Source organism: Pollutimonas nitritireducens (assembly GCF_002849615.1).
GTDB lineage: Bacteria > Pseudomonadota > Gammaproteobacteria > Burkholderiales > Burkholderiaceae_B > Pollutimonas > Pollutimonas nitritireducens.
Window position 1 is genome coordinate 101,609 of record NZ_PDNV01000003.1, and the last position, 11,867, is coordinate 113,475.

13 protein-coding genes and 1 tRNA gene are annotated in these 11,867 nt (G+C 57.5%); 8 read left to right on the plus strand and 6 right to left on the minus strand.

Going from position 1 to position 11,867, the window contains the following annotated elements:
• Nucleotides 1–17 precede the first annotated feature (17 nt).
• The 4 genes from nrdR to CR155_RS04965 all read left to right on the plus strand — a co-directional run bounded on the left by nrdR (nt 18) and on the right by CR155_RS04965 (nt 2,456).
• Nucleotides 18–479 carry a transcriptional regulator NrdR gene (gene nrdR, locus CR155_RS04950; RefSeq protein WP_102068894.1) on the plus strand — a complete coding sequence of 154 codons (462 nt, stop codon included), beginning with the start codon at nt 18–20 and terminating at the stop codon, nt 477–479.
• Entirely contained in the window at nt 476–1,627 is a 1,152-nt protein-coding gene (ribD, locus tag CR155_RS04955; protein WP_255399159.1) for a bifunctional diaminohydroxyphosphoribosylaminopyrimidine deaminase/5-amino-6-(5-phosphoribosylamino)uracil reductase RibD, read from the plus strand. Before nrdR ends, ribD begins: the two co-directional genes overlap by 4 nt.
• A 9-nt stretch (nt 1,628–1,636) precedes the next feature.
• Entirely contained in the window at nt 1,637–2,260 is a 624-nt protein-coding gene (locus CR155_RS04960) for a riboflavin synthase (RefSeq protein WP_102068895.1), read from the plus strand.
• A 105-nt stretch (nt 2,261–2,365) separates the two neighbouring features.
• Nucleotides 2,366–2,456 (plus strand) — tRNA-Ser (locus CR155_RS04965).
• 106 nt (nt 2,457–2,562) lie between these two features.
• On the opposite strand, the gene CR155_RS04970 is transcribed toward CR155_RS04965, so the two are convergent.
• The 4 genes from CR155_RS04970 to CR155_RS04985 form a co-directional block, all read right to left on the minus strand.
• A complete protein-coding gene (locus CR155_RS04970; RefSeq protein ID WP_199171693.1) occupies nt 2,563–2,799 on the minus strand; it encodes a transposase in 237 nt (78 codons plus the stop codon).
• A gap of 181 nt (nt 2,800–2,980) precedes the next feature.
• Nucleotides 2,981–3,961 carry a Bug family tripartite tricarboxylate transporter substrate binding protein gene (locus CR155_RS04975; RefSeq protein ID WP_102068896.1) on the minus strand — a complete coding sequence of 327 codons (981 nt, stop codon included), beginning with the start codon at nt 3,959–3,961 and terminating at the stop codon, nt 2,981–2,983.
• 58 nt (nt 3,962–4,019) lie between these two features.
• The gene (gene kdgD / locus CR155_RS04980; protein WP_102068897.1) at nt 4,020–4,937 is read right to left on the minus strand and encodes a 5-dehydro-4-deoxyglucarate dehydratase; all 918 of its coding nucleotides are present in this window, start codon (nt 4,935–4,937) and stop codon (nt 4,020–4,022) included.
• A gap of 111 nt (nt 4,938–5,048) precedes the next feature.
• Nucleotides 5,049–5,798 (minus strand): FadR/GntR family transcriptional regulator, encoded by a 750-nt coding sequence (locus tag CR155_RS04985; RefSeq protein ID WP_102068898.1) that lies wholly within the window; start codon nt 5,796–5,798, stop codon nt 5,049–5,051.
• Between the two features lie 181 nt (nt 5,799–5,979).
• Here CR155_RS04985 and CR155_RS04990 point away from each other — a divergent pair, with 181 nt between their 5' ends.
• Nucleotides 5,980–7,824, plus strand: coding sequence for a phosphoenolpyruvate carboxykinase (GTP) (locus CR155_RS04990; protein WP_102068899.1), 1,845 nt, complete (start codon nt 5,980–5,982; stop codon nt 7,822–7,824).
• A gap of 16 nt (nt 7,825–7,840) precedes the next feature.
• Here CR155_RS04990 and CR155_RS04995 read toward each other — a convergent pair whose 3' ends face one another.
• Nucleotides 7,841–8,908, minus strand: coding sequence for a metal-dependent hydrolase (locus CR155_RS04995; protein ID WP_102068900.1), 1,068 nt, complete (start codon nt 8,906–8,908; stop codon nt 7,841–7,843).
• Between the two features lie 213 nt (nt 8,909–9,121).
• On the opposite strand from CR155_RS04995, the gene CR155_RS20740 reads away from it, so the two are divergent.
• The 3 genes from CR155_RS20740 to CR155_RS05005 are packed head-to-tail and all read left to right on the plus strand — an operon-like array spanning nt 9,122 to nt 10,995.
• Nucleotides 9,122–9,289, plus strand: coding sequence for a hypothetical protein (locus CR155_RS20740; protein ID WP_158238237.1), 168 nt, complete (start codon nt 9,122–9,124; stop codon nt 9,287–9,289).
• Nucleotides 9,290–9,349: 60 nt separating this feature from the next.
• A complete protein-coding gene (gene trhO / locus CR155_RS05000; protein ID WP_102068901.1) occupies nt 9,350–10,354 on the plus strand; it encodes an oxygen-dependent tRNA uridine(34) hydroxylase TrhO in 1,005 nt (334 codons plus the stop codon).
• Nucleotides 10,351–10,995 (plus strand): glutathione S-transferase, encoded by a 645-nt coding sequence (locus tag CR155_RS05005; RefSeq protein ID WP_369406171.1) that lies wholly within the window; start codon nt 10,351–10,353, stop codon nt 10,993–10,995. The genes trhO and CR155_RS05005 overlap by 4 nt, the downstream gene beginning before the upstream one ends.
• 68 nt (nt 10,996–11,063) lie before the next feature.
• On the opposite strand, the gene fabI is transcribed toward CR155_RS05005, so the two are convergent.
• The gene (fabI, locus tag CR155_RS05010) at nt 11,064–11,846 is read right to left on the minus strand and encodes an enoyl-ACP reductase FabI (protein WP_102068903.1); all 783 of its coding nucleotides are present in this window, start codon (nt 11,844–11,846) and stop codon (nt 11,064–11,066) included.
• Nucleotides 11,847–11,867: the final 21 nt, after the last annotated feature.

Sequence of the window (11,867 nt, forward strand, 5' to 3'; positions counted from 1 at the left end):
CCCGGGGCCTGCCAAACATGAAATGCCCGTTCTGTAGCAGCTTCGATACGCAGGTCATCGACTCCCGGGTTTCGGAAGAGGGCGACACCATACGTCGCCGTCGCCGCTGCACGGCTTGCGATCGTCGTTTTACGACGTACGAACGGGTAGAACTCGTCATGCCGGCGGTCGTCAAGCGCAATGGCACGCGCGTCGAATTCGATGTCAACAAGCTGCGCGGCAGCCTTAACCTGGCCTTGCGCAAGCGGCCGGTAAGCACCGAGGAGGTCGACGCCGCCGTTGCCCGCATTCAGGAACTGCTATTGGCCAGCGGCCTGCGCGAAGTCGGCACGGGCTACCTGGGCGAGCTCGTCATGAACGAACTGCGCAAGCTGGACCAGGTAGCCTATGTGCGTTTTGCATCGGTTTACAAAAGCTTCGAAAACATCAGCGAATTCGTCAAAGCTATCGACGAAATCCAGGTTCCCCTGAAGCCGTGAATACACCCATTGATGACGAAAGCTGGATGCGTCAGGCCCTGGCACTGGCCGAAAGCGTCATGTACATCACTTCGCCCAATCCACGTGTTGCCTGCCTTATCGTGCGTGACGGCCAGTTGCTCGCGTCAGGGGCCACCCAGGTGGCGGGCGGGCCGCATGCCGAAGTGATGGCCCTGCGCCAGGCGGCAGAGCGTGGCGTCCAGGTGGCCGGTTCGACGATCTACGTAACGCTCGAGCCCTGCAGCCATTTCGGCCGCACGCCGCCGTGTGTCGATGCATTGGTCGCTGCCCGTCCGGCGCGAGTCGTGGTTGCCATGCGCGATCCGAATCCTTTGGTAGGCGGGCAGGGCGTTGCCAAGTTGCATGCCTCGGGCATTGCTGTGACGACGATGGTTTGCGCCGAGCAAGCGCTGGCCTTGAATCCCGGTTTTGCGGCGCGCATGACCCGCAAGACACCCTGGGTTTGGCTGAAGCTGGCTGCGTCGCTCGACGGGCGCATCGCCCTTGAAAATGGCCAGTCGCAGTGGATCACTGGTCCGGCGGCGCGTGCCGACGGACACCACTGGCGGGCACGCAGTTGTGTGGTTCTGACGGGTTCCGGAACGGTGAAAGCCGACGATCCACAAATGAACGTTCGCCATGTCGAGACCGCCCGCGCGCCTGTCAAAGCACTTATCGACACGCGTTTCGAGGTTGATGAAAATGCGCGCATTTTCGATGGCACGCGTACCTGGGTGTTCACCAGTCGCACCGATTCCGCGAAGGCAGCAAGACTGGCTTTGCGCAACGTTCAGGTCATCGAGGTGCCAGCCGATGGTGCAGGGGTCGATCTGCGTGCGGTCATGGTGTGGCTCGGCCAGCATGACGTCAACGAAGTCCATGTAGAGGCGGGTTCGCGACTTAGCGGCGCCCTGTTGCAAGCGCAATGTGTCGACGAGCTGCTCATTTACACCGCGCCCGTATTGCTGGGTGCCGGCATGGGGATGGTGTGCCTGCCGGGCATGGAAAATCTGGCAGACGCGCAGCGCTTCGAGTTCATCGATACGCAGAATGTCGCTCCCGATTTGCGCTTGCGCGCCAGGCACATTGATCGGTGGAAAGCCTTGTCGCTCGCGGTCCAGCCCGCGGACACCAACATGATTTATTAAGAGAGAGCAATGTTTACAGGCATCGTCGCCGCCGTCGGCGCAATCGTACAGGTTTCACCGTTCAATGAAGGTCAAGAAGGCGCTGGCGTCCATCTGACCATCCATGCCAAAGACTTCCTGCGCGACGCCAGCAAGCTGGGCGACTCGATCGCGATACAGGGCGCATGCATGACGGTCGTCGAGCTTGGGCCGGATACCTTCAGTGTCGATGTCTCGCGTGAAAGTCTGAAACGCACGGCGGGTCTTGATAAGCCCGGCGAAGTTAATCTGGAACATGCGCTGCGCATGGGCGATTCGCTTGACGGGCATCTGGTATCTGGGCATATCGACGGCGTCGGCGAAGTCACCCATTTCGAACCCACAGGTGAATCATGGGACTTGCGCATCAACGTTCCGGCAGACTTGGCAAAGTATCTTGCCTATAAAGGGTCCATCACCGTCAACGGCGTGAGCTTGACGGTGAATCAGGTGGCTGACCATGCCACGGGGTGTGAGATACGCATCAACCTTATTCCGCACACGGTCCAGGTAACGACGCTCAAGCGCTTGCAACCCGGCCAACGCGTCAATCTCGAGATCGACATGATCGCGAGGTATGTGGAACGCATGGTCGGTCTCAAGCATATCAAGTGATGCGCCGATGCCCTGCTTTGGTTGCCGAAGATCGCGCGAAAGCCAAGTTCGCAAGATTCTGCTAGAATGGCGGACTTCGCTTTTGTAAAACGAAAGCCCAGATTAGGACAGGTGGCCGAGCGGTTGAAGGCGCACGCCTGGAAAGCGTGTATACGTTTATAGCGTATCGGGGGTTCGAATCCCCCTCTGTCCGCCACGAATGCATTGGCTCTTCCCCATTAACGCGGGATCGGCACTCATCACACTCGGTTCATCACACCGCTCCAACCGGCTCTTCCCCATTAACGGGGGATGGGCTTTCATCAGACACGGTTGATCACACCGTTCCAACCGCATTGAGCCAAGACTCTCATGCGGTAATTCTCAAAGTTCCTGAAGCCATATGCACGGCGTGAGAGCATTTCCACCTCTATCTTCGTGTGGAAACCTTCGGTGATTCCGTTGGATTTAGAGAATCGCAACATCCCGACGACAGGTTCCAGGCACGATGTTAGCGTGGCGGCGAGGGATTGGATGGCAATGTGGGCATACTGCCCAATTACAGCGGCATGGACGCCTTAATGATGGCGTGCATAAGGGAACTTGAGGGTTCATACGTGGATTTGCCACGGATTTCTTGGCCATGGGCCTGACCATCGTGCACGTTTAGCATCGGCAGAAGGCCATGGAGCACTGTATATACTCCATGCCACCCGCCTTCAGCAGTCGTGTGCGGCCATGCTATTCGATCTTGATGCCCGCCGTCCTGACGACCTCGGCCCAGTTGGTGACCTGGGTACTCATCCAGCTACCGAACTCATCGGGCGTCATCTCGATGGGTTCCGCGCCCAAGGTCGCCAGCTTTTCCTGCACGTCCGGCATTTTCACGATCTTGCTCATTTCGGCGTGCAGTTTCTCAATGATCGGTTTCGGGGTGGCTGCGGGCGCCAGCACACCTTGCCAGCTACCCGTCAGGAAGCCCGGTATCATTTCGCTGACCGTCGGGACGTCGGGCAACTGCGGGAGACGCTTGCTGCTGCTGACGGCCAGCAGCTTGATGCTGCCGCTCTTGACATGAGGATAGGTGGCCACCATGCCGTTCATCGTGGCATCCACTTGTCCGCCGACAAGATCGGTCAGGGCCTGGGCACCGCCTTTATATGGAATATAGCTCCAGTCCACGCCGCTTTTTTGAGCGAACAGGACGCCGGCCATATGGGGCGCGCTGCCTATACCGGCCGCAGCGGCAAAATTCACTTTACCTTTGTTCTTTTTGGCATATTCGACCAGTTCTTCCTGCGTTTTCACCGGAAGCGCATTCGTGGTCACCAGCAAGTGCGGCGAATAGGCCAGCATGGACACGGGGGCCAGGTCCTTCACGGGATGGAAGGGTAGCTTTGGATAAACGCTGGGGCTGATGGTCAGGTTGCCCAGGTCCAGCAATACCAGGGTGTACCCGTCGGGTTTGGACCGAACGACATAGTCGGCGCCAATATTCCCGCCGGCGCCGGCGCGATTCTCTACCACGACTGTTTGTCCGAGCGCCGCGCCGAGTTTGTCGCCGACCAGCCGGCCCAGTACGTCGGACGTGCCCCCGGCAGGGAAAGGGATAACCAGCTTGATGGGCCTGTTGGGATAATCTGCGGCTTCGGACTGCGCGAGTGCCGGAACGGAAAAGGCTGTAATGCAGCAAGCAGCAATGGCGGTCTTGATGAGTTTCATATTTGTCTCCTCAGCGGGACGGAAGTCGCCGCGTGTGTGGGGTTGGAAAAGCTGTCTTTTATTGAGGGCCAAGGCGACTTATGAGCGTACTTAGTTGTTCGTGCTGGGCACAGCTAAGATCGCATAGCGGCGTGCGCACGGGGCCTGCGGTCTTGCCGACGACCGTTGCGCCTGCCTTGACGATGCTGACGGCATAGCCTTGTCCGCTGTTGCGCAGCTCGAGGTAGGGGAAAAAGAAGGTCTTGAGCAGATGATCCATCGTGCTCGTGTCATTATTGACCGAGGCGTTATAGAACTCGACGGCTGTACGGGGTATGAAATTGAACACCGCCGAGGAGTAGGTGGATACACCCATGGCCTTGCAGGCAGACGCGAACACTTCGGCCGTAGGCAGTCCGCCGATATAGGCCAGGCGGTCACCAAGCCGGGAGCGAATAGACATCATCAGCTCAATATCGCCGAATCCATCCTTGAATCCGACCAGATTCGGGCACTCATCGGCTATTTTCTCGACAGTTTCGGCATTCAGGCGGCATAAGCCGCGGTTGTAGACAATGACGCCTATCGATACCGATTTGCATATGGTGACGACGTGACGGCGCAGGCCTTCCTGGTCAGCTTCGGTCAGATAGTGGGGGAGGATAAGGATGCCGTCTGCGCCCTGGCGTTCCGCCTCGAGCGCATACTCGATTGCGACACGTGTGCCGTATCCGGTTCCCGCGATAATCGGCATCTCGCCCCGGCACACACCGACGGCGGTTCCGATGATGTCGGCGTATTCGTCCCTGGCCAGGGAGAAGAACTCGCCGGTGCCGCCTGCGGCAAACAGGGCGCTGGCGTCGTAGGACTTGAGCCATTCAAGTCGTTTGCGGTAAGACGATTTGTTGAAGTCGTGTTGCGCATCAAAATCTGTCAGTGGAAAAGACAGCAAACCTGAGCCTATGACTCGCTTCAATTCCTGTGCATCGATCGACATACGTTTCCTCATGGATGATTGTTGGGTTGGCAATGCGATTTTTTCACATCATATCTGCTTGTCAGTTGTCATACAAGCAAAAATTAATACTGACTTTATGAATTGCAGATGTCAGGTAGCGGACGTATCCAGCGACTCGGCGGCGGCTTTCAAACGGTTGCGGCTGTTGCTCAAATGGCGGCGCATGGCGGCACTGGCGGCGTCCGCGTCTTTGGTGGCGATGGCATGGAATATCGCCTCGTGCTCCTGGTGCACCTTTTGCAGATATGCTTCCCGCGCACCCGTATCGGACTTGAACATTCCAATACGCGAGCGTGGAATGGCCATCGTTCCCAGATAGCCGAATAATTCCATGAAATAGTGATTGTCGGTCGCCTGCGCGATGCCCTGGTGAAACAGAAAATCCTTATCGGCCGCGTCTTCGTGCGCATCGATACCACGGGCCATAAGATCGAGCGCTACACGCAGCTTGGCCAGGTCTTCATCGCTGCGGCGAAGGGCTGCAAGGGCAGCCGCTTCCGATTCGAGGCTGATGCGAAGTTCCAGCAGCTTGATGACTTCTTTCACCGTGCCGAGCTCTTCTGCGTCAATGCGAAATGGTGCTGCTGCAGGCGGCTCCAGGACGAACACGCCCACCCCTTGGCGGGACGCCACCAGGCCTGAACTTTTCAAGTGCGAAACCGCCTCGCGCACGACCGTGCGGCTGACCCCATATGCCGCCACCATTTCGTGCTCGCTGGGCAATTTGTCGCCCGCCTGAAGCTCACCGCGACCGATGCGCTCGGTTAAATTCTTGGCGAGCTGAACGGACAGGTTTTCTGGTCTCTGGAGCGACAACGTTGGGCGCGAAAGTTCAGCCATAGGTAGTGCACGGAAGGGTTGATTCGAAGCTATTCATTATAGGCTGTCCACTTGTCTGATGACAGATGATAGTGTCGCAAACTAGCCTGAACGGATTAGGAGACGTCTTTGACGATAGGCCGTAGAATGGCCTTTCGGCTCCGGGCCTTATACGACGCAAATCACGATGGAGAAAATTTCTATGAATATCATAGCCAGCCCACAATTACCTGTTGAATTGAACGCACCCGAGAACCTGCGCCATCCCCGGCTGAAAGCATGGGTAGCAGAAATCGCGGCGTTGACTCAGCCTGATCGCATCGAATGGTGCGACGGGTCTGAACAGGAATACGACAGGCTGTGCGAATTGATGGTCCAGGCAGGAACCCTGCGTCGCCTGGATCCATTGAAAAGGCCCAATTCCTACCTCGCATGGTCCGACCCCAGCGACGTGGCGCGTGTGGAAGATCGTACCTTCATCTGCTCTGAGCAGGAAGAAGACGCCGGTCCCACCAATAATTGGGCGGCTCCCGATGCCATGCGTCAGACGCTCGCGGGTCTTTTTGCCGGCTGTATGCGGGGGCGCACCATGTATGTCATCCCGTTTTCCATGGGACCACTGGGGTCGCCCATTGCCCACATTGGCGTGGAACTTTCAGATTCCCCCTATGTGGTGGCCAACATGCGAATGATGACGCGCATGGGCAGCGCTGTTTATGACGTGTTGGGTTCCGATGGCGAATTCGTGCCCTGCGTCCATTCTGTCGGCAAGCCGCTGGCTGCCGGGGAAGCTGACGTAGCCTGGCCTTGCAACGATACGAAGTACATAGTCCATTACCCGCAAGACCGCGAGATCTGGTCCTTCGGATCGGGGTATGGCGGAAATGCTTTACTGGGCAAGAAGTGTTTTGCCCTGCGGATTGCGTCGGCAATGGGCCGGGAGCAAGGCTGGATGGCCGAGCACATGTTGGTACTGGGCGTCACGTCGCCCGAAGGCAAGAAGATGCACTTGGCGGCCGCCTTCCCATCGGCTTGCGGGAAAACCAATTTCTCCATGATGATTCCTCCGCAGTCCCTGCCTGGCTGGAAAGTCACCACCATTGGCGACGACATCGCATGGATCAAGCCGGGACCGGATGGGCGCCTGTATGCCATCAATCCCGAAGCGGGTTATTTCGGCGTTGCGCCCGGCACCAACGAAAAGACTAATTTCAATTGCATGGCGTCCTTGCGGGAGAACGTGATTTTCACCAACGTGGCGCTGACTGACGATGGCGATGTCTGGTGGGAGGGCATGGGCCCCGCGCCCGCGCACTGTCTCGACTGGCAAGGCAAGGACTGGACGCCAGACAGCGGGCGCAAGGCGGCGCATCCCAACGCGCGGTTTACGGTTGCGGCGATCCAGAATCCGGCCATAGATCCGGAATGGGACAATCCCGATGGCGTTGCGATTGACGCCTTCATATTCGGGGGAAGGCGGTCAGACACCGTTCCGCTGGTGACCGAGGCGCGCAGCTGGATCGAAGGCGTGTACATGGCGGCTACGCTGGGATCGGAGACAACCGCGGCAGCCGCTGGCGCGCAGGGCGTGGTACGTCGCGACCCTTTCGCCATGTTGCCGTTTTGCGGTTACAACATGAGTTCCTATTTTGCGCACTGGCTGGAATTGGGTTTGCGGTTGCAAGCCTCCGGCGCGACACTGCCCCGTATTTTTTGCGTGAACTGGTTCCAGACCGACGAGCAGGGCCGCTTTATCTGGCCTGGATTCGGCGAGAATATGCGGGTGCTCAAGTGGATGCTGCAGCGTATCGAGGGCTCGGCGAAAGGCGAAGACAAGCTTTTCGGCATCACGCCGCTGCATGAAGAAATCAGCTGGGAAGGACTGGATTTCGATACGGAAAAATTCCAGCGCATCACGTCTATCGACCCCAAGGCATGGGCTAAGGAACTCGACTCGCATGCGGAGCTTTTCCACAAACTTGCGCATCGATTGCCGGCCGAACTTCCTACGTTTCTGCGACAACTGCGTGCGCGTCTGGACGACTGAATGCGCATTGCCGTTGCTACGAATCCGGTGTTCCTCCGAACGGTAAGGTCATTCGCTTTTCCCACTGCCTGAGGGGCAGCGGTGGTGATTGCTGCCATGCCCGGCGCACGGCGGCCTTCAGTGCCGGAATATCGCGAACGCTGGGCCAGTAGGTAGGGGTGATGGATTTCCAGGTACCATCCGGCCCCGTACGCGTGGCGATTTTGAAACGGAAAGAGTAGTGCCCCGTACCCAGGCCCATGCGCAGATCGGTGACCACAAGCTGTCCATCGATTTCGTCATAGCGCAACCAATCGTCGGTAAACCAGCGCAGCCCGTCCAATTGAGGGACGGGCGGCAGTTCGGAGGCAAGGGCACTGTTCAAGGGAAGCATGATTCGTTCGGGTGCTGAATCATCAAGCAAGCCGCTGATAAGTTCAACGTAGTGGTCATCGGCGGTCCTGGCAACTACGCGCCAGAGCAGGATATTGAAAGGCTCCGGTGTTGAGAAGACTGCCAGCGCCCGTATGCCGTCCTTTTCAAGAATTCGGCTTGCTCGTTGCTCGATCGTTGTCTTGGCGACGAGCGACAAGGCAAGATAGATTGTGCTGGCACCCAATACCCATACCAGTGCACGCTGGGTTCGCCCGCCGATGCCAGCGATGGCCGCGACCAGTACTCCCACCAGCAGGGGTACGGTATAGAAAGGATCAATGATGAAGATGCTGGACCAGCTAGTTGGCGTGGGCCGCAATGGCCACCACAGTTGCGTTCCATAGCTGGTAAATGCGTCCAGCAAGGGGTGTGTCAACAGTATCAGGCACAAGGTTGCAAGCAGGCGGCCCGCTCCGTATTCTTGCGAGGGGCGCCAGCGGCGCCAAGCAACAGTCAGCAGAACGGCCAACCCGGTCAAGACGAAAAGGGAATGAGAAAAACCGCGATGATGGATCATGCCTGAAATCGGATCGCCGTAATCGATGAGCACGTCCATGTCTGGCAGCGAGGCCAGCACGGCTCCGGCCAGCAATGTCTTGCGCCCATGGAAGCGCCCCAGCATCGCGCCGGAAATCCCCGCGCCCAGAACGGCTTGTGTCAGTGAATCCATGTCAGAACCAAAAAATGATCGCGGGCCAATTTAGCATTTGCGACCGGGGAACGGTACCAGTAATGAGAGCATGTCTCGTTACGGTGTGAAAAAAGATCGGAGGACCGGCCCCGGGCATTGGGGTTTACGAGCAAAATCGCGACTCTTCGCGAAACTTTCATAAAAAAGGGGTATGTTAAGGTCTGGATTGGATTTTTTGATTGTGAGGGTACTATGCTAGTCAAACCACGAACACCAACACCTTTTCGCCCGCTACAGACCGACACGCTGCTGCTCATCAATGAAGAACGCGCAAAGAAGGCCTCTGCAAAGAGCATCATCAGCATGAGCGGCGTGGGCAATGAGCGCTACGGCAAGAAACACGTGAAGTCGCCGGCCTGACGCCCTCCAGCACCAAAGGCGTTAAAATCTAGGGTTCCTGCCCTTACATCCTTAACGACCATGGCTTCCTTCCTCGTTGCAGCGCTTTACAAATTTGTCCATCTTCCCGACTTCCAGGCACTGCAGGCACCACTGCTGGCATGCTGTGAAACGCACGAAGTAAAGGGTACGTTGCTGCTGGCGGAAGAAGGTATAAACGGCACTATTGCAGGCACGTCGACCGGAATTTGCGCCGTACTGGAATTCTTGCGCGACGACCCACGTCTGAAAACCCTGGTGCATAAGGAATCATGGGCTGACAAGATGCCGTTTTATCGCATGAAGGTAAAGCTTAAGCGCGAAATTGTCACCATGGGCGTACCCAATGTGCAGGCTGAGACCATGGCCGGTACCTATGTCAGCCCCGAAGACTGGAATGCTCTTATCGACGATCCGGACGTCGTCGTTGTCGATACGCGCAACGACTACGAAGTGTCCATTGGCACATTCAAGCGCGCAATCAATCCGCACACCGCCAGTTTTACGGAGTTCCCGGAATGGGTGAAAGAGCAGTCCGCCGAAGGCGGCGTGCTCCATAACAAGCCTCGGCTGGCAATGTTCTGTACAGGAGGCATACGCTGCGAGAAATCCACTGCCTATATGCGTACGCTCGGATTCGACGAGGTGTATCACCTGGAAGGCGGCATTCTCAAGTATCTTGAAACGATTCCATCGGGGGAAAGCCGTTGGGATGGCGAATGTTTCGTCTTTGATGAGCGGGTATCGGTCCTGCATGGCCTGGAGCAAGGGCACTACAAATTTTGCCGCGCCTGTCGCTTGCCGCTTAGTGCCGCGGACAAGTCCTCCAGCCTTTTCGTGGACGGGGTCAGTTGTCCCCATTGCCATGACAAGCATACCGACGAGCAAAAGCAACGATTTGCCGAAAGACAGAGGCAAGTCGAGTTGGCCAGGAAGCGTGCCGACAGGCATATCGGCGTGCGCGTGGAGCTCAAGAAGGCTGCCAAAGAGAAAGCGATGAAGCAGAAGGCTGAAGCCGCTGCCGAGGCCACGACAGGTCTTGCGTGATTCCCGTTCTTTATTCGTTCCGTCGCTGTCCTTATGCGATGCGTGCGCGCTCGGCCATTGTTGCCAGCGGCCTGGTATGCGAGCTGCGCGAAGTGGTACTGCGCGATAAGCCTGCAGCCTTGCTCGATGCATCGCCAAAGGCGACCGTGCCAGTGCTGGTCGAGCCTGACGGCACAGTCATCGAGCAAAGCCTGGACATCATGTTGTGGGCGTTGCGACAGAACGATCCGGATGCATGGCTGCCGTCGTCAGTTGGCAAGGTATCGGCGATGAACCGCCTGATCACCGATTGCGATGAGAGTTTCAAGTTCCATCTCGATCGCTATAAATATCCGCAGCGTTACGGCAACGTCGATCGCCAGGTTCATCGTGGCCACGCAGCGCTCTGGTTGCATGAGCTCGATGCTGTGCTGACACGCCGTTCTTTCTTATGCGGTGAAAAATTCACGATGGCCGATGCTGCCATCGCGCCATTCGTGCGCCAGTTTGCTCATACGGATCTGGACTGGTTCGATATTCAGCGCTGGCCCGCGCTTCGCACGTGGTTGCTGCGCTGGACACAGTCCACACTGTTCGACGGCATCATGAAAAAATATCCACCGTGGATGGAGGGGCAGACACCCGTGCTTTTCCCCGGATAGCCGTCAGAAGAACAGATGCCCAAGCCCGGCTTGCCCGGGCCTCCCAACATGGCGTCGAGTATGGCGCCTTATTCCATTCCTGGCACGACGGTTGAAAACCCGCCATCAACGTGGGTGATCTCGCCAGTAATACCAGCGGCCAGATCCGAGAGCATGAAAGCGGCCACGTTACCGACGTCTTCGATCGTGACGTTGCGCCGCATAGGCGCGTTGGCTTCCACATACTTGAAAATGGCAGAGAAGTCCTTGATGCCGCTGGCTGCCAGTGTCTTGATTGGACCTGCCGAGATGGCGTTAGCCCGTATGCCCAGGGGGCCGAGTGCCGAGGCAAGGTAGCGCACGCTGGCTTCGAGTGAGGCCTTGGCGAGGCCCATTGTGTTGTAGTGAGGAACGACTTTTTCGGCGCCCAGGTATGTAAGGGTCAGTACGGAGCTATTGCGCCCTTTGAGCATGGGCAATGCCGCCTTGGCCAGTGCCGGGAAGCTGTAGACCGAGATATCGTGGGCAACGCGAAAAGCCTCGCGCGAAAAACCTTCGAGCAGATCGCCATTGAGCGATTCGCGTGGCGCAAAGCCGATGGAATGCACCAGTCCATCCAGGCCATCCCAATGATTCTGCAGTTCCTTGAATGTGTTTTCGATTTGTTCATCTTCGGCAACGTCGCAGGGAATGACAATATTGCTGCCCAGCTCGGCCGCGAATTCGATAACGCGCCCTTTAAAGCGATCGCCCACATAGGTGAATGCCAGCTCGGCGCCCTGCTTTTTGCACGCATGCGCAATGCCGTAGGCGATTGACCGGTTTGATAGAACCCCCGTTACGAGGATGCGCTTGCCGTTGAGGAAACCCATTTGATAAATCCCTTTTTCTTG